Raw genomic sequence first — 21,826 nt, 5'->3', positions numbered from 1 at the left:
AGCCATGAGGCCGGGGCAAAGAAAGGGAAGAGTGCAATGAGCGTTTCCGCCGCCATGAAAACCGCCGTCAGCGGCCTCGTCGCCAATGCGACCGCCGTTGCGCGGGTCTCGGAAAACATCGCCAATGCCAATACCATCGGCTATAAGCGCAGCTTCGCGGACCTCGTGACCTCGACCTCGCCGGGGATTGGCTCGGTTTCGGGCGTGTCGGCGAAAAGCGGCTCGGAAATCTCGGGCGGCGGCGCGATCAACAGCACCACCAATACCCAGGATCTGGCCGTTTCGGGCACGGGCTTTTTCGTCGTCTCCAAAACCCCCAACGAGCCGCTGCTGTCGAATTACTTTCTGACCCGTGCGGGCTCTTTCCGTCAGGATGAGAGCGGCTTTCTGGTCAACAGCGCCGGCTATTATCTGGCCGCTTTTGAGATTGATGCGGCAACCGGCACGCTGGGTGCCGTGGACCGCGGCGGCTTTGGCAGCCTGAAAAGCGTGAAGCTGGGCGAGATGATGCTTCCGGCAGAGCCCACCACCACGGCTGCCGTCAGTGGCAATCTGCCCGCCCAGGAGACCGGCACGGCGACGCCCGGCGCGCCCTTCCTGTCGAGCATGGAATTCTACACCCAGCTGGGCAACAGCGAGAATATGACGCTGTCCTGGCAGCCGACGGCTGTCGACAATACCTGGGATCTGACGCTGTCAGACAGCACCGGGCGGCTGCATGGCACCGTGGAAGTGGCGTTCCACAACTCCGGCGCCACGCCCGGCGCGCCCGCGGAATATCGTCTGAAAACCCCGCAGCCCGATGGCGCGGCGGGGCTGACGCTTGATGCCGCCACCGGCGCGGTGCGCCTGAGCGTGGATGCGCGCGGCGATGAGCTGCCGATCACCCTCAACCTCGGGGTCCCGGACAGCTATGAGGGCGTGCAGCAGTTTGTGGGCGATTTCACCCCGCAGAAATTCAAAACCGACGGCTCGGCGCAGACGGCTCTGACGCGGACCGAGATTGACGGGCAGGGCAATCTGACCGGGGTCTTTGACGATGGCCGCCGCAAGACGCTTTATGAGATCCCGCTGGCGCAGGTGACCAATGCCGACGGGCTGACGCTGATTGACGGCAATGCCTGGACCGTCAGCCGCGCGGCGGGCGATCTGTCGCTGCAGCCTGCGGGCAGCGGCAAAAACGGCGTGATCGTCTCGGGCGCACTGGAGGCCTCGAATGTTGAGATCACCAATGAGCTGACCGACCTCATCCGCGTGCAGCGGGCCTATTCCTCCAACGCCAAGATCATCACCACTGCAGACGAAATGCTGCAGGAAGTGACCGGTCTGAAGCGCTGATCCTGAGGGCAGATCATGGGTATCTCAAGCGCCTTCTCCATCGCCACCGCGGGTCTGCGCGCCACCTCGATCCAGAGCGATCTGGTCGCGCGCAATATCTCCAACGCCCAGACCGAGGGCTACAGCCGCAAATCGGCAGAGCTGACCACCCGCAATGGCGCGGTTCTCGTCTCGGGCGTCAGCCGCGAGGTGGATCCGCTGCTCGACCGCCTCGACCGGAGCAACCGCTCGGAACAGGCGCGCGCCTCGACCATTGCGGGGGCGCTGTCGACCTATACCGATTATCTCGGCCAGCCGGATGATCAGACCTCTCCGGTCAATGCGCTGAACCGGCTCTATACTTCGGTGCTGACGCTGTCTTCCAGCCCGGGGGCTGCGGCCGCGCAGCTCGGCGTTGCCGAAGCCGCCCGGTCGCTTGCGGGGCAGGTCAATGATCTGGCCGTCACGCTGACCGAGCTGGGCCGCGAAGTGGATCTCAACATCCGCTATGATGTGGCTTCGGTGAACGACAGCCTGACCCGGATCGGGCAGATCAACGCGCGTCTGTCGCAGATCGGCGGCGAGGGGCTGGAGGGCGTGGATCTCCAGGATGAGGCCGCACGGCTGATCGACGGGCTGTCGGACTACATGGATATCCAGGTCACCGGCTTTGCGGATGGCTCGGTCAATCTTTATACGACCGGCGGCACCGAGCTGCTGACGCAGCGCCGCGTGACTCTGGTGAGCTATGACCCGGGCGAGGGCAGGCTTTTCGCCGGAAAGGCCGAGATCACCCCGGGGGCCACGGGCGTGCGCGGCTTCAGCGCAGGAAGTCTGGCGGGGCTTTTTGAGCTGCAAAGCAAAACCCTGCCGCAGCTCTCGCAGGAACTCGACGGCTTTGCCACGCTGCTGACAGAGCGGTTCCGCGCCGCAGACGGCAGCCTTGCGCCGGGAGAGCCGGGGCTTTTCACCGACAGCGCAGGCGAGGGCCGCGATGCGGGCGGTCTGGCGCTGCGCCTGAGCGTCAATGCTGCCGTCGATCCGGCGCGGGGCGGTGATCCCGCCCGTCTGGCCACGGGTCTGGGCAGCGGGCAGGAGCTCAGCCAGGGCGATCCGGCGCTGATCTTTGCCATGCTCGGCGCGATTGATGAGCGGGTGGCCGGCGTCACCGCCTTTGGCGAGCGGCAGTCGCTGAGCGATTATGCCACCTCCATGGTCTCGGGCCACCAGCAGCGCCGCGTCAGCGCCGAAGCTGTGGCGGGCCAGGCGGCGATTTCGGGGGCCACCATCTCGGCCTCGCGGCGCAATCTTCAGGGGGTGAACCTGGATGATGAGCTGCAGAGCCTTCTGGTTCTTGAGCAGAGCTTTGCCGCCAACAGCCGCGTGCTGAGTTCACTGCAGTCCATGATGGACGATCTTTTTAAAGCTGTCTGAAGGAGCTGCCTGATATGACCGCCCTGACCACTTTGTCGACGCTGCAACGCTCTCTCTCGATGCGCGAGACCGTTTCGCGCACCGATCAGGCTTTGCAAAAAGCGCAGAAGGAGATGACCACCGGCCTGCGCCAGGACGTCTATGCCGAGACCGGCTTTCGCGCGGCCCAGTCGCTCGATATGCGCAACCGGATGGAGCGCATCGACAGTTTTGCGGTGAACAACCAGCTTCTCGCCGGGAAAATCTCGGTCATGAGCGATCAGCTGGGCCATATCCGCACCTCGGTGCAGGAGTTCCTGGCCAATGCGCTGTCGCTTTCGGGCGGCGGTGAAGGGGCTGCCGCGGTGGCCCGCGAAGCCGGTGCGCTGATTTCGGCGATCTCGACGCAGCTGAACACGGCCTATGCGGGGGAGTTTTTGTTCTCCGGCATGGCCACCGGCTCGGCTTCGGTGACCGGAACGGGTCAGCTGGCGACCCTCAGCACGCTGCCCGCAGGCGCGGGTACTGCTGAAATCACAGCCGAGCGCGAGCGGCTGAATGCCTGGTATGGCCTGAGCGGCGATCCGCAGGACGCGCCCTATACCCGCACCGTCTTCGGCGGCAGCACCGCAGGGCTGCAAAGCGCGCAGATTGATGAATACAGCCGCCTCGATTACGGTGTCAGCGCCAATGACCCCGCGATCCGTCAGATCTTTAAGGGTCTGAGCATGTTCGCAAATACCGGCTATGACGGTGCGGCTTCGCCCCTCGATCGTACCGCCTGGATTGAGGACGCCATGGCCGCTCTCTCAGGCGGCGTCAGCGGTCTGCAGGCCCATGAGGCGGGTCTCGGCAACCAGCAAAGCCTGCTGGAAGGCGCGACCCAGCGGCAAAAGAACCTCAGCACGATCTACAACAACCGCGTGGTCGAGATCGAAGGCGTTGACGGCTATGAGGCCGCCACCCGCTTTGAGCAGCTGAGCGCGCAGCTGGAGGCCAGCTATAAGGTGACCGTGCGGCTGCAGTCGCTGTCGCTTCTGAACTTCCTCTGACGAAAAAGGCCCCCGCCCGGGGGCCTTTTTTATCGGCTCCGGCTCAGGCGATCGCCAGCGCCGGGTCGGGGCAGAGCGTCTGCGCCGGGGGCAGCCGATAGCCGCGCCCGGCCACCGTCTCAATCAGCACCTCACCCGGCGGCAGATCGCGGGCGAGCTTTGTGCGCAGACGGCAGATATAGACATCGATGATTTTCTCAAACGGCGGCTCAGCGCTGAGGCTGTAAAGCGCATCATAGATCGCAGCCTTTGAGACCACGCGGCCCGCGTTCAGCGCCAGAAACTGCAGGATCTCATATTCGCGCCGACTGATCCGGACGGAATTTTGCCCGATCTCGGGGTGGCGGCCGTCCAGGTGGAAGGTCATTGAGCCGATCTGCACCTCGGGTCGGCTGACACCATGGATCCGCCGCATCACCGCATTGAGCCGCGCCATAAGATCGGCACCGCTCGCAGGCCAGGCGAGGACATCATCCGCGCCCGCGTTCAAAAGCGAGGCCGCCGCCGCGCCCGCACCGCAGATCACCAGAACCGGGCCCTGAAACCCCGTGGCCCTCAGGCGCTGCAGGGTGGCTTTCAGGGTCAGAACATCGCTGCCATCGGCGCGGCCGACCAGAAAGACCGGCAGCAGGCGGTTTTCGCGCAGCGCTGCCGCCCCCGCAAAGAGGGCCTTCTCGCTGATGGCTTCCACCATCAGCCCGGAGGGGTCAGACGCCGTGGTCAGGGGCAGAGCCGAAGGGTTCACACAGAGGACGCGCAATTTTTGCTCCCTTGATCACAACGATCCCGCCCCGGTGGGGAGGTCGCAGCGCCCGTTTCATCACAAGAATTTACATCAATCAATACATGTATTATATAATCTATACTTGTTTCTGCTTGAATCGCTGTCCCGATCACCGCCGCGCCGGAGTGCCCCGTTTTGACCCGACACGCCCTGACGATCCCGCTCTTCGCTGCCTGCCTGATCGCGGCCGCGCCGCTTCCGGCCATCCCGCAGGTCCGGATCAAAGATATCGCGCATTTTGAAGGGGTGCGGGAGAACCAGCTGATCGGATATGGTCTGGTGGTGGGGTTGAACGGCACCGGCGACAGCCTGAAGAACAGCCCCTTCACCCGCAAATCCATGGAGGGCATGCTGGGCCGTCTGGGCGTCGGCAATCTCTCGGATGAGCAAATTAAGTCGAAAAACACCGCCGCCGTGATGGTCACCGCCAATCTGGGCGCTTTTGCGCGGCGCGGCGCGACGCTGGATATTACCGTCTCCTCGCTCGGCGATGCGACTTCGCTGCGCGGCGGCACTTTGCTGGTAACGCCGCTCTCGGGTGCGGATGGCAATATCTATGCGGTGGGTCAGGGGCCGGTCTCTGTCAGCGGCTTTTCGGTGCGCGGGCAGGCGGCTTCGGTCACCGACGGGGTGCCGACGGTGGCGCGGATCTCCAATGGCGCCATTGTCGAGCGTGAGGTGGAATTTGCGCTCAATGAGCTGAATTCGGTGCGCCTGGCGCTTCGGAACCCGGATTTCACCACCGCCAGCCGCATGGCTGAGGCGATCAACCAAAGCCCCGGAAACACAAAGGCGCGGGTGCTGGATCCCGGAACGGTGGAAGTGCAGGGGGCGGGGAAATCCGACATCCCGCAGCTTCTGGCCGGGATTGAGAACCTGACCGTCACCCCCGACAGCGCGGCGCGGGTGGTGATTGACGCCAAGACCGGCACCATCGTCATCGGCGCCAATGTCCGTATCGATGAGGTGGCGATCAGCCAGGGCGGCCTGACCGTCATGGTGCGCGAGGGGGCCGAAGTCAGCCAGCCTCAGCCGGTCTCGGTCGGCGGCACCATCGTCGTGCCGACCACAGAGATTGACCTCGTGCCGCGTGACAGCGGCTTTGCGGTGCTGCAGGGTGATGTGTCGCTGCAGGATCTGGTGGACGGGCTGAATGCCATCGGCATTGGCACCCGCGACACCATCGCCATCCTTCAGGCGCTGAAAGAAGCGGGCGCGCTGCACGCCGATCTGGAGATCATCTGATGCGCCTGAGCCTGCCTGCTGCGACCACGCCCCCCGATCTGACCCCGGCCACCGCCAGGCGGCCCGAGACCGCCGCAGAAACCGCGCGCCGCTTTGAAACGGCGATGCTGACCCCGATGGTCTCCGAGATGCTGCGCACCGCCGGAGAGGAGGCCATGGGCGGCAAAGCCGGCGGTCAGTGGCGCAGTTTCTTCGCTGCGGCCCTCGCTGAGGAGATCGCCGCCACCGGACAGACCGGCATTGCCCAAAGCGTTGAGCGCGCCATTGCGGCCTATGCGAAATGAAGCTGGCCCCCGCCGCTGCGATCAGCCGGATCGCCGCCCGCTTTCAGGAACGCCGCTCCCGCGCCGCGCTTGGCGAGCGGCCGCCCCTGACCGGGGATGATGAGGATAATATCTCGCGCTTTGCAGGTATTGTCGCGGATCTGACCGCGGTGCTGGAACGCGAGAATGAGGCGCTTCTGGCTGGGGATGTCACCCTGGTGGCAGAGCTTTTCGGCCAAAAACAGGTGCTTTTGACCCAGCTTGAGACGCGCCAGCCCGTGGTTGAGCCCTTTTTGCGGGAAAGCGCCGCGGTCACGGAGGCGCTGCGCAGCCGCATTCAGGTGCTCGCCACCCAGATCAACCGCAATGCCGCCCTGCTGGAGGCAATGTCAGATGCAGCCCGTGCCATCCGCCTTGAGGTCAGCCGCGTGCGCGACCGTCATTCCCTGAACGGCATGTATGACAAAAGCGGCCATACCCGCGGGCAGGGCCCGGCGGGCCCGCCGCGCGAGATCGACACCAATCTTTGACAGCGCTCTGCATGCCAGCGCCCGCCATCGGCGGGCGTTTTACGTCTGAGGCATTTTATTTTGCGAAAAAGTCAAATTGGCCAGAACGTTAACCCGGCATTAACCATCCCTGCCATGAACCCCTGTGAAAGCCACAACGGCTCTCTTTCGGCAGAAGCCGGAATGACTGCAGAAGCAAATAGGGAATGATCTGATGTCCTCGATCAATACCAACACCCAGGCCATGAACGCGCTCTCGACCCTGCGCAACGTCAACAACAACCTGTCGACCACGCAGGAGCGTATCGCGACCGGCCTGAAAATCACCTCGGCGAAAGACAACGCTGCCTATTTCTCGATCTCCGAGAAAATGAAGGGCGACAGCGGCATGTATTCCTCGATCGAGGAAGGCCTGACCCTGACGAAAAACTCGCTCTCGGCAGCCCGTCTTGGTGCAGACACCTTCGTTGACCTCATCAATGAGTTCACCAAGCAGACCGCCTTTGGTCAGGCTGGTGCGATGAAGCACGAAGATATCCAGAAGCAGCTTGACGAACTGGTCAAGCAGCTCGACACCGTGATCGACCAGTCGTCGTTCAACGGCGAAAGCTGGGTTGATGGCTCGCGCGTTGCAGATGTAACGGAAGTCGCGAAAGTCGACGAGAATGGCGACGCGGTCATGCAGAGCGTGCAAGATCTCGACGTTGACGGCAACACCCAAGACGATGGCGCTGGCGGCATCCTCATGAAGGATGTGCCGGTGATGGAGGAAGTCGTTAAGGGCGTCGTCAACGTCGTTACCGGCATCAGCCGTAAAGAAGGTGAGTTCGACGTTACCAAAATCAAGGTGGAAGGTGTGAACCTTCAGGCAATCGCTGACACCCTGCGCGCGATTAAATTCGACGCTCCGGTCGATGCTGACGGCACGGCAATCACTGATCCGGCCGATCTTGAAGAAAAGCGCGTCGAAATGCTGAAAACGGCGAACGCGCAGCTGGAGAAAGCAACCTCTGCTTCGACCCAGCTCGGCCTGTCGGAAAAGTCGATCGAGAACCAGCAGAAGTTCCTGAAAAAGGTTGTCGACACCATCGACACCGGCGTGGGCGCCATGGTCGATGCGGATATGGAATCCGAAGCTGCCCGTCTGCAGGCTCTGCAGGTTCAGCAGCAGCTGGCAACCCAGGCTCTGTCGATCGCCAACCAGGCGCCGCAGAACCTCGTGTCGCTGTTCCGTTAATCACACGTCACATGATTTCGGGAAGGGCCCTTCGGGGCCCTTCTTCTTTTGTCTCGACCTTCATGAATTACAAGAATAGAGTGAGTTATACTTGTAAGGGAGTGAGCCCATGAGCGTCTCAGCCTATAAGCGCGTGCAGCGCGATCACGAAAGCCCGCGCTCGGTTGAGCGGCGCATCTTCAGCCGCATCACCGCCGATCTGGAGACCTGGGGTCAGGCCTATGACCGCGCAGAGGACGGCCTTGAGCGGCTGACGGCCCTGAAGGGCAGTCTTCAGCTTGCATTGTCCGAAAATATGCGGCTCTGGGCGCTGCTGCGCCGCGACCTCTCGGCACCGGAAAACGCGCTGCCGACTGAGTTGAAAGCCTCGATCATCTCAATTTCGCTGACGGTCGACCGTCTCACCTCTGAAATTCTGCGCGGGCATGGCCAGGTGGCGGATCTGGTGGGCATCAACCGGCCCTTCATCGACGGGCTGGCGGGCATCAGCGGGGCAGAGGGCTGACATGCCGCTGCATCTGTCGCTGCGCCCGGGCGAGCGCATCATCATCAATGGCTGCGTGCTGAAAAACGGTCCGCGGCGTCAGACGCTGGAAATTGAAAACCGCGCTGATGTGCTGCGGGGCGAGGAGATGCTGGAAGAGGCCACCGCCCGCACACCCGCGCGGCGGATCGCCTATCAGATCCAGATCGCCCTCGTCAGCCACGCGCATCGCGCCGATCTGCTGCCGCAGATCACCGAGGGCCTTGAGGCGCTGGCGCGCGCGCTGCCGCGTTTTGCAGCGCCCATCGCAGAGGCCGAGACCTGCCTTCAGGCACAGAATTTCTACGGCGCCTTTCGGGCGCTGTCAGCCGTCATCCGACACGAAGACACCCTTTTCGCGCGGTTTTCCCCGGAGCAGTCGCTTTGATCAATACCAGCTCTCTCCCCGCCACCCTGGCGCTGAAACTCGTGACCACCAAGCGCGAAAGTTTCGAGACCTCGATCCGCAAAGATGTGGTGAACGCCCGCGAGATCAAAGCCTTTGAAGAGCGGATTGCCTCCATCAGTTCCGTCGAAGATCTGGTGAAGGATTATGAGGTCTATGCCTTTGTCATGAAGGCGCATGGGCTGGAGAACCAGATCTTCGGCAAGGCGATGATGAAAAAGGTGCTGGTCTCGGATCCGGCAGAAAAGGGCGCTCTGGTCAACCGCCTGACCGACAAGCGCTTCCGCGACATCCGCAATGCGCTGGAATTTGGCAGTGACGGCAGCGCGCCTGAAAAGTTCCAGGACCCGGACTGGCGCAGTGGACTGGTGCAGAAATATGTCAGCCATAAACTGGTGGAATCCCAGCTTGAAAGTAACGCTCCCGTAGGGATCGCGCTGCATATGCAGACGAAAGCGCCGACCATTACGTCCTGGTTTAATGTGCTGTCCGATACCAAAGCGCAGGACTTTTTCTACACCGCGCTTGGCCTGCCGGAGAGTCTGAAGACCACCGATGTCGATAAGCAGGCGGCCACGCTGGCCAAGCGATTTGATCTGGAAAAGCTGAAAGACCCGGCGGAGCTGGACAAGCTGATCCGGCGTTACACGGCCCTGGCGCAGGTGGGATCTTCGGGCGGTGGCAGCTCAAATCCCATCGTGCAGCTTGTTTCGGGGGGCGGCGGTAACAGCCTGACTTCCATCAACCTCTCGGGGCTGACGGCCCTGAGGGCGGGCAAATACAGTTCATAAAAAAACCGCCCCGGACATTCCGGGGCGGATGCGTTTGACCTGTGTGGCAGCGTTACAGGCGCGAGACCCAGTCATCGACCCGCTTTTCTGCGGCATCTTTGGAGTCGCCGTATTTCTTCTGCATCAGCCCAACCATCTGGTCGCGCTTACCGGCAACACGGTCATATTCGTCATCCGTCAGATCGCCCCAGGTTTCACGGGCCTTGCCTTTGAATTCTTTCCAGCGGCCTTCAATCTGATCCCAGTTCATTGGCTCTTCCCTTATCTTCGTTAGTGACAGGGAAGTAACCCGCCGGGCAGGGGGACGTTCCGCCCCCTCACCTGTCTGTGAGCGGTTGTGAGGGGCAATCAGGCGCCGATCCGCCCCATCGCCGCCTCATCCTCCGCGCTGGATTGCGGGGCACGGGCGGTGAATTTCATCTCAAAGCGCAGACGGTCCGGCGACAGGCTGATGAGATCCATTTCGCCGTCAAGCTGGCGGACGAAATTGCGCAAAAGCCGCGCCCCGATCTGCGAGGGCACGGTGCCATCGGTGCCATTCAGCCGCGGCAGCGCCCCGGCAGGCCCGTCAATCGCAAAGACGGCGTTATGATCGGATGTCATCGACAGATGCACGACCACCGGATCCGCCTCTTCATCGGAATAGGCGCTGTAAAAGGCCGGCAGCACCTCAGAGAGCATCAGCGCCATGGGCACCGCCTGCTGCGGCGGCAGGCTCAGGGTTTCGATCTCGGCCACCACGCTGCGGTTGCGCTCGGGGCGGCTGTGCAAAAGATCCACCCGCGAAATCACATCGTTAAAGAGCCGCTGCATATCGAGGCTGGACACCCCCGAGGTGCGGTAAAGCCCCAGATGCACGGTCGACAGGATCATCACCCGGCCATAAAGGTGATCAAGCACGCCCTTTTGCACCGGGTCCCGGGTCTCGCGGATATGCATCCGCAGAATTGAGGCGATCAGCTGCATGGAGTTGCCGGTGCGGTGGTGTACCTCGCGCAGCAGATATTCTTTCTCGCGCAGCAGATCCTCCAGCTCAGCCTCTTCGCGCTGGATGGTCTCTGTCATCAGATCATAGGCTTCGGCCAGAACCGCAATCTCAGCCGGCGGGTCATGCAGGGTGCTGCGGTAAGACTGCCGCGAGCCGGAGGCAAAAGCCTCCATGGCAGAAGCAAGACTGCGGACGTGGCGCGTCACCAGCCGGTCTGCCGCCAGGGTTGCCGCGGTAAAGCAGGAGATCAGCACCAGACCAAAGATCAGGAACGGCGAGACGCGCAGCGCCGCGAGACCGGAGCCCGCCTCGCGATTCCAGATCCCCAGCAGAAAGAGCTCAGAGGTCAGGGGCACCACGGCATAGCTGCGCTCCGTTCCGGTGAAATCGGTGTCGAGGAAAGACACACTGCCCATCTGTGCCAGTTCAGAGAGTTCCCGCCCCTGGGGCATCAGTTGCAAAGCCCGCGGCACAACAACCGAGGTGGTCAGCAGCTGCCCCTCGCTGTCAAAGGTCAAAAGGCCCTCCGGCACTTCCGAGGGCTCGTCATCGCTTTTGATGCGATCGGTGTGCAGCACATGCTGTGGCACAGAGACCACGATCAACCCGCCGGGGGTCCCGTCGGGCCTCATGACGGCTGATGGCACCGAGAGCACGGGCACGCCGGAGACCGGACCCACCCGCGCAAGCGTGGTCTGCGCACCGCCACTTTGGGTCATCCGCGCCAGGAGATCGGTTCCGGCAAAATTATATTCCCGCCCGTGGGAGCCACAGGTCATCATGCCATCTTCGCCGATATAGCCGACCAGCGAGAAATCCGGATGCGAGGCGGCGGCCAGATCCATGATCCGCCGGCAGCTGTCTTCATCGCGCAACACGCCCGGGGCAATGGCGGCCAGGGTTTCAGAGAGGGTACGGGCGGCGCGGATCAGATTGATCTCAGGTTCGGCGGCGCGCACCGTCATTCCCAGGGCGGCGCGCGCCTGATTGCTTTCGTATTCTTTAAATAATTCCCGCGTCAGCAGCGCCGCAAGCAGCAGCAGCGGAAGCAGAGCTAAAATATTGATCGTCGTCAGCCGTCGGGCCAGGCCCGTGCGAAACGGCCACAAAAAGCGTCTGAGCATCATCCCTGCACGGCGGATTTACTGATAACGGCAGCCATGGCGCCATCGGTTCCTGAAAAAAGATCCTCCCCTTTCTCCAGATGCATCAGTTCTGCAAGTTTCTTCCGGGCCCGGCTTGCCCGGCTTTTGACGGTGCCCACGGCCACGCCCATCATTTCAGAGGCCTCTTCACAGGAATAGCCCGAGGCTCCGACCAGGATCAGCACCTCGCGATGCTCAGGAGAGAGCTGATCGAAGGCGCGCTGAAAATCATTCATCGCCAGGCGGCCGTCATGCGCGGGTTTTTCATAAAGCGAGCCCGCATGAGCGCCGTCAGGATCGCTGACCTCGCGGCGGGATTTGCGCAGCGATGAATAAAACGTGTTGCGCAAAATTGTGAAAAGCCAGGCTTCAAGATTCGTGGCAGGGTCGAATTTCTCGATATTGCGCCAGGCTTTCAGCAGGGTTTCCTGAACGAGGTCATCGGCCTGGGTGACGTTTCGGCACAGACTGATGGCAAAAGCACGCAGGCTCGGCAGTGCGCCTGCAAGCCGCTCACGCGGATCCACCGGCGGGGCGGGTTTGCGATCCGCCATCAGGGTGTTTCCTTCGCCTTCAGTTTCTCCAGCAAATCTTTGAAGCGATCCGGCACCTCTTCGCTCAGCGCAGCTTCATAAACTTTCCTCAGGTTGTCGTCGATCTGCGCCCTCAGGGCGGACCGCGAGGCTAAATTCCCCGCTTTAGTAGGCTTCATAAGTCTGTTCCTGCCATGGCTCCGGGAACCAAACACCTTAAGCGTGCGTTTGGTTCCGACGAATTGAACAAAACGGGAGAGAATTTCTATGACCGCTCAGGGCCAAGTCGATCTGACAGCCTCGATTGCGGGGCACTTGCCCTACCTTCGGCGTTATGCCCGCGCTCTCACCGGCAATCAAACGTCGGGCGACAATTATGCCATCGCGACGCTGGAAGCCGTGCTGGCCGATCCGGGTATCGTTTCCTCCCATCATAACCACAAAGTTGCACTTTTCTCGGTGCTGCATACGGTCTGGGCCGGAACCGGGGCGCCGGTTTCTGAATCGAGCGACAGCCGCCTTGGGGCCGCGGCTCAGGCGCATCTGGCGCGCCTTACCCCCAATTCCCGCGAGGCCCTTCTGCTCAGCACCATTGAGGGGTTCACCGTGTCCGAAGTCGCTTCCATCATCGGGGCGGATGAGGCAGAAGCCTCGGGACTGATTGAGAAGGCAGTAAGCGAAATGGCCGATTCCGTGGCAGGCAATGTGATGATCATCGAAGACGAGGCTGTGATCGCCATGGATCTCAGCGCCATCGTAGAAGAGATGGGCCATGACGTGACCGGCATTGCCCGTACCCGCACCGAGGCCGTTGCACTGGCCCGGCGCGAAAAGCCCGATCTGATCCTTGCGGATATTCAGCTTGCCGATAATTCATCGGGCGTCGACGCCGTCAACGACATCCTGAAGGATTTCCCGGATCTTCCGGTCATCTTCATCACCGCTTTCCCCGAGCGGCTGCTGACGGGCGAGCGTCCCGAACCTGCGTTCCTGATCAACAAACCCTATACGGATGAGCAGGTCCGCTCGGCGGTATCGCAGGCGATGTTTTTTGCCTCAACAGACTCTCTGGTGAGCTGAGAGGCCTGAGGTCCCGGGCCCGGCCTCTGTGCCGGATCCGCTGAGCTTATGTCCGCAGTCCCTTGGGGCTGCGGTCTTTTTTCGTCTTACAGGATGCCGGACCAACGCCGTTCCCGCACTCCGGTTCCGTCTGCGATCTCAGCGTCGCACGAGGCGCGCATTGCCATAAAGGCTTTCCATCGTCACCTGAGTGACCCGCAGATTTCCCGCGCCATCCGGGCGGTAATGCAGCGTGAAGGGAAACCGGGTGCGCTCTGCCATCTCTTCGGCGCTGAAGCCCTCGCGGCGGATATAAGCGCCGTTGCAGATCACGCCGCCGTCCCGGCTGGCTTCGGGCCGCGCGAGGTGCAACTCCATCCGGTAGCGCCCGTCAAACATCACCACACCGCCCTTGCAGGCCTCGGCCTGGGGCACATCGCGCAGGGTGGCGTAGATCGTCGTCAGCGTATCCACCGTGCCGCGCTGGCGGGCGGGATCGGCATCGCGACTGCCCGGGCTGCGGGGCGGCTCGCGCCGGGTGAGGCGGGGCAGGCCGCCGCTCCAGGTCACGGTTTCTTCGCTGTAGCGGTTGCCCGCGCCGCCGTTCTGGTCGTAGCGGGTGGGGGCAAAGCCGCGGGCGGTGATCCGGCCCTGGACCTTCGCGTCATAGCGCATCTTCCGCAGCAGTCCCGCGAGGCCGGTGGTCTGCACCCTGCCGGAAATCGCATAGCTGCCGGCGTTCTCAACGGCGGAATAGACCAGTTGCCCCATGCGGATGCCGCGGATTTCCAGATCAAACCGCGCGTCCTGGCGCGTCTCGGCGCCCGCAGGCAGCGCGGCGATCACCAGGCCTGCCGCGACGGCCATGGCCTTCAGCCGTGAAAACACTGTCATCGGGGTCTCCTTCTGCCCTGGCCCTCTGGACACAGAAGGCTTCCCCAGGCGAGATAGCCGCAAAGGCCATGCCTGGGTCCTTAGATGCGGTGAGAGCCGCCGGGGTGCAAGGGCAGAGGGGGGAAGGAACGGCGATGGATATTCAGGATCTGGCTCAGAGGCTGCAAAACGCAGAGCGCCGCGCGCTTGCCCGTGCGATCACGCTGGTCGAAAGCTCACGGGCCGATCACCGGGCGCTGGCGGCCGAGCTTTTGGAGATTCTGCGCGGCGGTGAGAGGCGCGAAGCGCTGCGGATCGGGCTGTCCGGCACGCCGGGGGTGGGCAAATCGACCTTCATCGAGAGCTTCGGTAAGTTCCTGACCGGGCAGGGCAAACGGGTCGCCGTTCTGGCGGTGGATCCCAGCTCCACCCGCTCGGGCGGCTCGATCCTGGGGGATAAGACCCGGATGGAGCTTCTGAGCCGCGATCCCATGGCCTTCATCCGCCCCTCGCCCAGCCAGGCGCATCTGGGGGGCGTGGCGCGGCGCTCACGCGAGTCGGTCGCGCTGTGTGAGGCGGCGGGTTACGATGTGGTGATCGTGGAAACCGTCGGCGTCGGTCAGTCTGAGACCATGGTCGAGGGGATGACGGATCTTTTCATTCTGCTGCTTGCGCCGGGTGGCGGCGATGAGCTGCAGGGCGTCAAACGCGGCATCATGGAGATGGCCGATATCATCCTGGTGAACAAAGCCGATGGCGATCTGAAGCCCGCCGCGATGCGCACCGTGGCCGATTACGCGGGCGCTTTGCGGCTGTTGCGCAAACGCGCCCAGGATCCGGCGGATTTCCCGAAAGTCCTGCCGGTCTCGGCCCTGGCGGAAGAGGGCATTGCGCGGGCCTGGGAGGAGATGCGCAGCCTTGCCGACTGGCGCGTGGCAAATGGCCATCAGGCCAGCCGCCGCGGCGCTCAGGCCCGGGCCTGGTTTGAGGATGAGGTGCGTCAGGCGCTGCTGGCCAGGCTGACCGAGGATCCGCATCTGCGCGATCTGATGCGCGAGAGTGCCGAGCAGGTCGCCGCCGGGCATCTCAGCCCGGTGGGCGCGGCGGGCACCATTTTGGCACACCTGTAACAGCCGCGGGGGCCTTGTCATAAAACTGTGATCCTTGCGGGTCATAAGGCCCTGAAAGGAGCCCGGGATGAATCCTCAGGACATTGATACCCCTGCGCAAAGCCGCCCGGAGCCCATGGTCGCACCGGGTGAGCTGATCGACGCGGTGCCGCTGCCGATGCTGCTTATCGGCCAGGATGAGCGCATCGCCCGCATCAATGCCCCGGCGCGCGCGGTCTTTGGCGACTGCGAGGGGCGGCATTATCTGATCGTGATCCGCCAGCCCGAACCCGCCTCAGCCATTGAGCGCGCTTTGCGCGGTGAGGCGGCAGGCGCGCTCAGCTGGCGCAACAGCGGGGCGGGGCGGGAGCGGCATTACCAGGGCAAAGTGACGGCGCTGAGCGACGGCAGCGTCAGCTTTGCCTTTCAGGATGTCTCGGACGTCGAACATGCCGCCGATATGCGCCGCGATTTCGTGGCCAACGTCAGCCATGAGCTGCGCACCCCGCTGACCGCGCTGATGGGCTTTGTTGAGACGCTGCGGGGGGCGGCGAAAGACGATCCCGCAGCCCGCGACCGCTTTCTGGGTATTATGGAGCGCGAGGCCCTGCGCATGAACCGTCTGGTCGGAGAGCTGCTCTCGCTCAGCCGTGTTGAGGCCGAAGAGCGCGTGCGCCCGACCGCGCGGATTGAGCCGCAGACCCTTGTGCTCTCGGCCCTGAACACCCTGCGGCCCATGGCCGATGCGGCGGGCGTCAGCCTGGAGACAGATTTTGCGAAATCGCTTCCGGCGATCCGCGCTGACTTCGATCAGATGACCCAGGTCCTGCACAATCTGATTGAGAATGCGGTGAAATATGGCGGCTCCGGCGGGCGGGTTCAGGTGAGCCTGCGCCTGCTGCCCCATGATGCGCAGCTGCGCGGCCCGGCGGTTTCTATTGCGGTGCGCGATTTTGGCGAGGGCATTCCGGCCATCCATCTGCCGCGTCTGACCGAGCGGTTCTACCGGGTCGACAGCCACCGCTCACGCGAGAAGGGCGGCACGGGGCTGGGGCTGGCGATCGTGAAACACATCCTGAACCGCCACCGCGGACGGCTGAAGATTGAGAGCCGCGAAGGCGAGGGCAGCTCCTTTCAGATCATCCTGCCCGCCGCTGATTAAGCCGAAAATCACATGAAAAAACCCACGCAACGCATTCAGGTTGCGGGGGTTTTTGAATTTTCAGCGCTTACTTAACCAGGCTGCCCCAGAGGTCGTAATCCCCGGCTTCATCCACCTCTACGGTGACGATGTCCCCGGTGGACAGCCCCTCAAAATCTTCATCGATAAAGAGGTTGCCGTCGATCTCGGGCGCATCGCCTTTGGTGCGGCAGGTGGCCCCGGCCTCATCGACCTCATCGACGATCACCTGAATGGTGGTGCCGACTTTGGCCTCGAGTTTCGCCGCAGAGATGGCAAGCGCCTTCTCCATGAAGCGGTGATAGCGCTCTTCCTTGACCTCTTCGGGCACATGGTCCGGCAGATCGTTTGAACGCGCGCCGGCGACGTTTTCATATTTGAACGCGCCCACGCGGTCGAGCTGTGCCTCATCGAGCCAGTCGAGCAGGGTCTGGAACTCGGCCTCGGTTTCGCCCGGATAGCCGACGATAAAGGTCGAGCGCAGGGTGATATCGGGGCAGTCGCGACGCCAGGCCGCGATTTCATCCAGGGTCTTCGCCGCCGCTGCCGGACGCGCCATGCGCTTGAGGACATCGGGATGGGCGTGCTGGAAGGGGATATCCAGATAGGGCAGCACCAGGCCTTCCGCCATCAGCGGAATGAGGTTGCGCACATGCGGATAGGGATAGACGTAATGCAGCCGCACCCAGGCGCCAAGGCTGCCCAGATCGCGCGCGAGATCGGTGATATGCGCACGGTGGCCGCGCTCTTCTTTATAGCCGATATCAAGGCCATAAGCCGAGGTGTCCTGGCTGATGACCAGAAGCTCACGCACCCCGGCTTCGACCAGTTTCTCGGCTTCGCGCATCACCGCATGGGCCGGACGCGAAGCGAGTTTGCCGCGCATATCCGGGATGATGCAGAATTTGCACTTGTGATTGCAGCCCTCTGAGATCTTCAGATAGCTGAAATGGCGCGGCGTCAGCTTGACCCCGGTCCCGGGCAGCAGATCCACGAAAGGATCAGGCGAGGGCGGCGAGGCCAGGTGGACAGCATCGAGCACCTGCTCATATTGCTGCGGGCCGGTGACGGCCATGACCTTGGGGTGCACGCCGGTGATATATTCCGGATCCGCACCAAGGCAGCCGGTCACGATGACCTTGCCGTTCTCGCGCAGCGCCTCGCCGATGGCTTCCAGGCTTTCCGCCTTGGCGCTGTCGAGGAAGCCGCAGGTGTTCACAATCACGGCTTCCGCGCCGCGATAATCAGGGCTGATGGCATAGCCTTCGGCCCGAAGGCGCGTCAGAATGCGTTCGCTGTCAACCAGCGCCTTGGGGCAGCCAAGGCTGACCATACCGATTTTCGGCTGACCCGGACGGACCGGCTCCTGAAAACGGGGGCTGGGGGCAATATCCGGGCGGAGGTTTGGCGGGTTCTGGCTCATGACGGGGGCATATAAACCGCAAGCGCCCCCCGCGAAAGAGGCATCTTGCGGGAATGGGGCTGCCGTTACCCGATGTCGCGGAAACGGGGGCTTCTTTTTTGCAATCCGGCCATGACCGCTTCGATCTGATTGGGGCCTGCGATGATCTGCGCCTGATACTCTGCCTCAAGGTTCAGCCCGAGGCCAGGGGCGGCCGTCCAGGCCTCTTCGACGAGGCGTTTTCCGGCTTTCAGCACATCAGGCGAGATCTGGCAGAACTGCGCCGCCATCGCACGGGCGGCCTGCAGCGGGTCTTCGGCCAGTCGCGTCACCAGACCCAGCGACAGCGCCTCAGCGGCGTCGAAAATCCGCGCGGTCAGGATCAGCTCTTTGGCGAGATCGGCGCGCATCAGCCGCGGCAGGCTTTGGGTGATGCCCATATCCGGGATCAGCCCCCAGCGGGCCTCCATCACCGACATCTTCGTGTCGGGCTGCGCGATGCGGAAATCCGCCCCGAGTGCGAGCTGAAACCCCGCGCCAAAGGCCACCCCGTGAAGCGCCGCGATCACCGGCACATCAAGCGCGGCCCAGGTGGTGACCGGACGCTGAAAGCGGTTGGGCTGCCCTGGGGCTGCCGCGCGGATCTCAACGCGGGTGGCGTCGATCTCTGCGGCCATGCGGGTGAATTCAGAGGTATCGATCCCGGCGCAAAAAGCCGCACCCTCGCCGCAAAGGATCACCGCGCGCAGATCGCGCCGCGCCTTCAGCCCTTCGGCCGCCGCCGTCAGCTCATCAAAAAGCGCGAGCGTCAGGGCGTTGCGCTTGTCGGGGCGGTTCAGGCGGACCTCGGCCACGCCGCCCTCAATGCTGATGATGACCTGGTCTGCCATGGCTCTCCCCCCGGATGCTGTCTCAGAAGAGAGGCTATCAGGGCAGGGGCGCGGGACAAGGGAAACGTGGGGTCAGGTGCCGCGCGGCTTTGCCCTGAGCGTGGGGTCTGCGGCGCGGGGATCCTCGGGCCAGGGGTGGCGGGGATAGCGGCCGCGCATGTCCTTTCTGACATCGCCGTAGCTGCCGGTCCAGAAGCCCGGCAGATCCGAGGTCACCGCGATGGGCTTGCCGCCCGGCGAGAGCAGCGACAGCCGGAGCGGCGTGCGGGCAGGGCCGGTGATCGGATGGCTGGTCTGACCGAAAAGCTCCTGAATGCGCAGCTCAATTCCGGGTTGCTCGCCGTCATAATCAATCGCAATGCGCCGCCCCAGCGGCGTGGTGAAATGCGACGGATAAAGCGCCTCCAGCCGCTGCACCGCCTGATAGCCCAGATAAAGCTGCAAAGGCTCAGAGAGGTTGAGCGCGCGCAGATCGTCGCGGCTGCGGATGCGCGTCAGCGCCGGGGTCAGCCAGTCGTCAGCCGCCGCCATCAGGCTGTCGTCATCGACGGGGGGGATATCCTCACCGGCCTCGCGCGCGGCCATGGCCCGGCGGCGCAGCCGCAGCGCCGCGCCGCTGAAGGGCAGGCCATTGCCCTGGCGTAGCTCATCGCGCAGCCCTTCGAGGGCGGCGGCGGCGATGCGATCGGCGGGCGGATCGGCCCAGATCCGATCCTCCAGGATCAGCGCGCCAAGGCTCTGGCGGCGGCGCGACAGGATGCGGCCTTCACGGCGCGACCATTCGCAGAGGTCCTGCCACTCCAGCCGGTCGCCGTAAATCTCGCGCAGCTCCGCCTCAGAGATCGGGATGGCCTGACGCAGCATGGCCTCGCGGGCGTCGCCGTCGAGATCCGTGGCGAGGATCAGCCTTGCGCCCGCAAGCGGCGTGCCCGGTGCCATGGCCGCGCCCTTCCCACCCGAGAGCACCCAGCGGGGCGCATCCCCCTTGCGGCGCAGACCAATGCGGTCGGGATAGGCCAGTGCCACCTGCTGCGCATCACTCAGCCCGCGATCCTCCCCGGCAAAGCGGCTGAGGCGTTTGGCCTCTGTGCGGATCCGCGCGGCGGTCTCGCTGTGAAGGGCAAAGGAATGCCGTCTGCGGTACCCCTCAGGGTCGCGCAGCGCCAGCAGACGCAAAGCGAGATCCGGCGGCGCGCCGATCAGCGGATCCCGCTCTGCCATCAGCGCGGCGGTCAGCGCGGCCGGACGGCCCGCCATCAAAAGCATATGCGAAAGCCGCGGATGAAGCGGCATGGCGGCCATGCGCCGCCCATGATCAGTGATCCGCAGATTGCCGTCCAGCGCGCCCAGGTCCTGCAACAGGTCGCGCGCCGTGCGCAGCGCCGCGGCGGGCGGCGGCGTCAGGAATTTCAGCCCCTCATCCGAGCCCCAGAGCGCCAGTTCCAGCGCCAGCCCCGACAGATCGGCGCTTTCAATCTCGGCAGGCGGAAAGGCGGGCAGGGCGCCTTCTTCCGCTTTTGACCAAAGCCTGTAGCAGACACCCGGCGCCACACGCCCCGCGCGGCCCTGACGCTGCGTGGCCTCAGCGCGGCTGACTTTGGTGGTCACCAGCCGCGTCATCCCCGAGCCCGGATCAAAACGCGCGCGTCTGGCGCGGCCCGCATCGACCACCACGCGGATATCGGGAATGGTCAGAGAGGTCTCAGCGATCGAGGTCGCAAGCACCAGTTTTCGCGCCGTTTCAAGGGGTTGAAGCACCTCTCGCTGGGCCTTGAAATCCATCGCACCATAGAGCGGCTGCACGACACAGCCCGGAACTTTATCTGCCAGAAGTGCTGCGGTCCGGCGAATTTCACCCTCGCCGGGCAGAAAGACCAGGATGCCCCCCTCGGTCTCTGAGGCGGCCTGACGGACCAGGGCTGCCGTTTCCGCCTCAAGTCGCGATCCCTGAGCCAGAGGCCTGGCCAGCCAGCGCGTCTCAACCGGAAAGGCACGGCCCTGAGAAGTGATCACCGGCGCCTCATTCATGAGAGCCGCGACGGGTGCCGCCTCCAGCGTCGCCGACATCACGAGGATCTGCAGATCATCGCGCAGCGCCTCACAGACCTCAAGGACCAGCGCGAGGCCCAGATCGGCGGTCAGCGAGCGCTCATGAAATTCGTCAAAGATCACCAGACCCACGCCGCTGAGGCCCGGATCGGACTGGATCATCCTTGTCAGGATGCCTTCGGTCACCACCTCAATCCGGGTCTGCGCCGAGACGCGGGATTCGCCGCGGATACGGTAGCCGACCAGACCGCCAACCTCAGTGCCGGTGGCCTCCGCCATCCGCTCTGCCGCCGCCCGGGCCGCAATGCGGCGCGGCTCCAGCATCATGATCCGGCCTTCGATCTGATCGAGCAAGGCAAGCGGCACCCGCGTGGTCTTACCGGCCCCAGGCGGCGCCTGAAGCACCGCACGGCCCGCAGCGCGAAGCGCGGTCTTCAGCTCGGGAAGGATGTCATCTACAGGAAGTCGAAGGGTCATCCGCGTTCTATCGCGGTTTTGCCGGATTTTGACCAGAGCGGAGTGGGCCGCGGTGGTCCGGCACTTCGCGAGCAGATTAAATCATATTATTTACATAATACTGATTACACGACATTGATTATCTTTAACGGTAGTGAGCCCCGGTTCTCTGTTTAGCGATAAATCTCTGCCAGATTCCATGGGCGCTGTTGCAGCACTCAGGCGTTGTCCGGCCGCTCCCCTGTCCCGTTGGGGTCAAGATCCCGGCGGTGCCGAGCGCAGTAAAGCGGTTCATGAGTGCACCGCGGCTCCGGGCTTCGGCGATCCGGGTCTCGTGAAGCGATGCGCGCGCCAAAGGCCTTAACAGGCTGCTGAAATAGTCCTGAGTGCAGGACGGTTTTGCTTCATCAGGGCTGATCTGTTCTGCCGTGGGGCTTTCTTCGCCAGACAACATGCATGCCTGGCGGGTTCTCCCAGCCTCAGGCGGCCAGCAGTTTGGGCAGTCTGGCGAGATTGTTTGCGGCCAGTGTCAGAATGAAGCGTGCACGCACCCGCCCGACACCCCGATAGAGGCTCTGGGTCATACCGCCGACCGCCCTGGC

22 protein-coding genes and 1 pseudogene are annotated in these 21,826 nt (G+C 63.5%); 13 read left to right on the top strand and 10 right to left on the bottom strand.

What is annotated here, in order from left to right; genetic code table 11:
* Nucleotides 1-36 precede the first annotated feature (36 nt).
* The 3 genes from EG244_RS07595 to EG244_RS07585 are packed head-to-tail and all read left to right on the top strand — an operon-like array spanning nucleotide 37 to nucleotide 3,782.
* A complete protein-coding gene (locus tag EG244_RS07595) occupies nucleotides 37-1,338 on the top strand; it encodes a flagellar hook protein FlgE (protein ID WP_124964406.1) in 1,302 nt (433 codons plus the stop codon).
* A 15-nt stretch (nucleotides 1,339-1,353) separates the two neighbouring features.
* Nucleotides 1,354-2,751 (top strand): flagellar hook-associated protein FlgK, encoded by a 1,398-nt coding sequence (gene flgK, locus EG244_RS07590; RefSeq protein WP_124964405.1) that lies wholly within the window; start codon nucleotides 1,354-1,356, stop codon nucleotides 2,749-2,751.
* Between the two features lie 14 nt (nucleotides 2,752-2,765).
* The gene (locus EG244_RS07585) at nucleotides 2,766-3,782 is read left to right on the top strand and encodes a flagellin N-terminal helical domain-containing protein (RefSeq protein WP_124964404.1); all 1,017 of its coding nucleotides are present in this window, start codon (nucleotides 2,766-2,768) and stop codon (nucleotides 3,780-3,782) included.
* Nucleotides 3,783-3,825: 43 nt separating this feature from the next.
* Here EG244_RS07585 and EG244_RS07580 read toward each other — a convergent pair whose 3' ends face one another.
* Entirely contained in the window at nucleotides 3,826-4,542 is a 717-nt protein-coding gene (locus EG244_RS07580; RefSeq protein WP_124964403.1) for a winged helix-turn-helix domain-containing protein, read from the bottom strand.
* Between the two features lie 159 nt (nucleotides 4,543-4,701).
* Here EG244_RS07580 and EG244_RS07575 point away from each other — a divergent pair, with 159 nt between their 5' ends.
* The 7 genes from EG244_RS07575 (at nucleotide 4,702) to EG244_RS07545 (ending at nucleotide 9,540) form a co-directional block, all read left to right on the top strand.
* Nucleotides 4,702-5,811: a flagellar basal body P-ring protein FlgI gene (locus EG244_RS07575; RefSeq protein ID WP_124964402.1), complete on the top strand. Its 1,110-nt coding sequence runs from the start codon at nucleotides 4,702-4,704 to the stop codon at nucleotides 5,809-5,811.
* Nucleotides 5,811-6,095: a rod-binding protein gene (locus tag EG244_RS07570; RefSeq protein WP_124964401.1), complete on the top strand. Its 285-nt coding sequence runs from the start codon at nucleotides 5,811-5,813 to the stop codon at nucleotides 6,093-6,095. Before EG244_RS07575 ends, EG244_RS07570 begins: the two co-directional genes overlap by 1 nt.
* Nucleotides 6,092-6,604 (top strand): hypothetical protein, encoded by a 513-nt coding sequence (locus tag EG244_RS07565; protein WP_124964400.1) that lies wholly within the window; start codon nucleotides 6,092-6,094, stop codon nucleotides 6,602-6,604. The genes EG244_RS07570 and EG244_RS07565 overlap by 4 nt, the downstream gene beginning before the upstream one ends.
* A 193-nt stretch (nucleotides 6,605-6,797) precedes the next feature.
* Nucleotides 6,798-7,820, top strand: a complete 1,023-nt coding sequence (locus EG244_RS07560) for a flagellin N-terminal helical domain-containing protein (RefSeq protein ID WP_124964399.1) — start codon at nucleotides 6,798-6,800, stop codon at nucleotides 7,818-7,820.
* Nucleotides 7,821-7,929: 109 nt separating this feature from the next.
* Nucleotides 7,930-8,325 carry a flagellar biosynthesis regulator FlaF gene (locus tag EG244_RS07555; protein ID WP_124964398.1) on the top strand — a complete coding sequence of 132 codons (396 nt, stop codon included), beginning with the start codon at nucleotides 7,930-7,932 and terminating at the stop codon, nucleotides 8,323-8,325.
* Nucleotide 8,326: 1 nt separating this feature from the next.
* Nucleotides 8,327-8,731 carry a flagellar biosynthesis repressor FlbT gene (locus EG244_RS07550; protein ID WP_158617269.1) on the top strand — a complete coding sequence of 135 codons (405 nt, stop codon included), beginning with the start codon at nucleotides 8,327-8,329 and terminating at the stop codon, nucleotides 8,729-8,731.
* A complete protein-coding gene (locus EG244_RS07545; RefSeq protein ID WP_124964396.1) occupies nucleotides 8,728-9,540 on the top strand; it encodes a DUF1217 domain-containing protein in 813 nt (270 codons plus the stop codon). Before EG244_RS07550 ends, EG244_RS07545 begins: the two co-directional genes overlap by 4 nt.
* A gap of 52 nt (nucleotides 9,541-9,592) precedes the next feature.
* Here EG244_RS07545 and EG244_RS07540 read toward each other — a convergent pair whose 3' ends face one another.
* From EG244_RS07540 to EG244_RS07525, 4 genes are all read right to left on the bottom strand, one after another.
* A complete protein-coding gene (locus tag EG244_RS07540; RefSeq protein ID WP_124964395.1) occupies nucleotides 9,593-9,790 on the bottom strand; it encodes a CsbD family protein in 198 nt (65 codons plus the stop codon).
* Nucleotides 9,791-9,888: 98 nt separating this feature from the next.
* Entirely contained in the window at nucleotides 9,889-11,652 is a 1,764-nt protein-coding gene (locus EG244_RS07535; RefSeq protein WP_158617268.1) for a sensor histidine kinase, read from the bottom strand.
* Nucleotides 11,652-12,227 (bottom strand): RNA polymerase sigma factor, encoded by a 576-nt coding sequence (locus tag EG244_RS07530; protein ID WP_124964393.1) that lies wholly within the window; start codon nucleotides 12,225-12,227, stop codon nucleotides 11,652-11,654. Before EG244_RS07530 ends, EG244_RS07535 begins: the two co-directional genes overlap by 1 nt.
* Nucleotides 12,227-12,385, bottom strand: coding sequence for a NepR family anti-sigma factor (locus tag EG244_RS07525; protein WP_124964392.1), 159 nt, complete (start codon nucleotides 12,383-12,385; stop codon nucleotides 12,227-12,229). The genes EG244_RS07530 and EG244_RS07525 overlap by 1 nt, the downstream gene beginning before the upstream one ends.
* An 88-nt stretch (nucleotides 12,386-12,473) precedes the next feature.
* On the opposite strand from EG244_RS07525, the gene EG244_RS07520 reads away from it, so the two are divergent.
* Entirely contained in the window at nucleotides 12,474-13,286 is an 813-nt protein-coding gene (locus EG244_RS07520) for a response regulator (protein WP_124964391.1), read from the top strand.
* A gap of 138 nt (nucleotides 13,287-13,424) precedes the next feature.
* Here the strand turns inward: EG244_RS07520 and EG244_RS07515 are convergent, their stop codons facing one another.
* Nucleotides 13,425-14,159, bottom strand: a complete 735-nt coding sequence (locus EG244_RS07515; protein ID WP_124964390.1) for a DUF3108 domain-containing protein — start codon at nucleotides 14,157-14,159, stop codon at nucleotides 13,425-13,427.
* 134 nt (nucleotides 14,160-14,293) lie between these two features.
* Here EG244_RS07515 and meaB point away from each other — a divergent pair, with 134 nt between their 5' ends.
* On the top strand, nucleotides 14,294-15,268 hold the full coding sequence (gene meaB, locus EG244_RS07510) for a methylmalonyl Co-A mutase-associated GTPase MeaB (RefSeq protein ID WP_124964389.1): 975 nt from the start codon (nucleotides 14,294-14,296) through the stop codon (nucleotides 15,266-15,268).
* A gap of 115 nt (nucleotides 15,269-15,383) precedes the next feature.
* Nucleotides 15,384-16,409, top strand: coding sequence for a sensor histidine kinase (locus tag EG244_RS07505; protein WP_124964506.1), 1,026 nt, complete (start codon nucleotides 15,384-15,386; stop codon nucleotides 16,407-16,409).
* 67 nt (nucleotides 16,410-16,476) lie between these two features.
* Here EG244_RS07505 and rimO read toward each other — a convergent pair whose 3' ends face one another.
* The 4 genes and pseudogenes from rimO to EG244_RS07485 all read right to left on the bottom strand — a co-directional run.
* The gene (gene rimO, locus EG244_RS07500; protein WP_124964388.1) at nucleotides 16,477-17,850 is read right to left on the bottom strand and encodes a 30S ribosomal protein S12 methylthiotransferase RimO; all 1,374 of its coding nucleotides are present in this window, start codon (nucleotides 17,848-17,850) and stop codon (nucleotides 16,477-16,479) included.
* Between the two features lie 65 nt (nucleotides 17,851-17,915).
* Nucleotides 17,916-18,719, bottom strand: a complete 804-nt coding sequence (locus EG244_RS07495; RefSeq protein ID WP_124964387.1) for a crotonase/enoyl-CoA hydratase family protein — start codon at nucleotides 18,717-18,719, stop codon at nucleotides 17,916-17,918.
* Between the two features lie 72 nt (nucleotides 18,720-18,791).
* Nucleotides 18,792-21,245: an ATP-dependent helicase HrpB gene (gene hrpB / locus EG244_RS07490; RefSeq protein WP_124964386.1), complete on the bottom strand. Its 2,454-nt coding sequence runs from the start codon at nucleotides 21,243-21,245 to the stop codon at nucleotides 18,792-18,794.
* Between the two features lie 458 nt (nucleotides 21,246-21,703).
* Nucleotides 21,704-21,826: pseudogene (locus EG244_RS07485) on the bottom strand (IS5/IS1182 family transposase); the annotation flags it as partial.

Source organism: Falsigemmobacter faecalis (assembly GCF_003863335.1).
GTDB lineage: Bacteria > Pseudomonadota > Alphaproteobacteria > Rhodobacterales > Rhodobacteraceae > Wagnerdoeblera > Wagnerdoeblera faecalis.
This window is presented reverse-complemented; position numbering and strand designations above follow the sequence as displayed.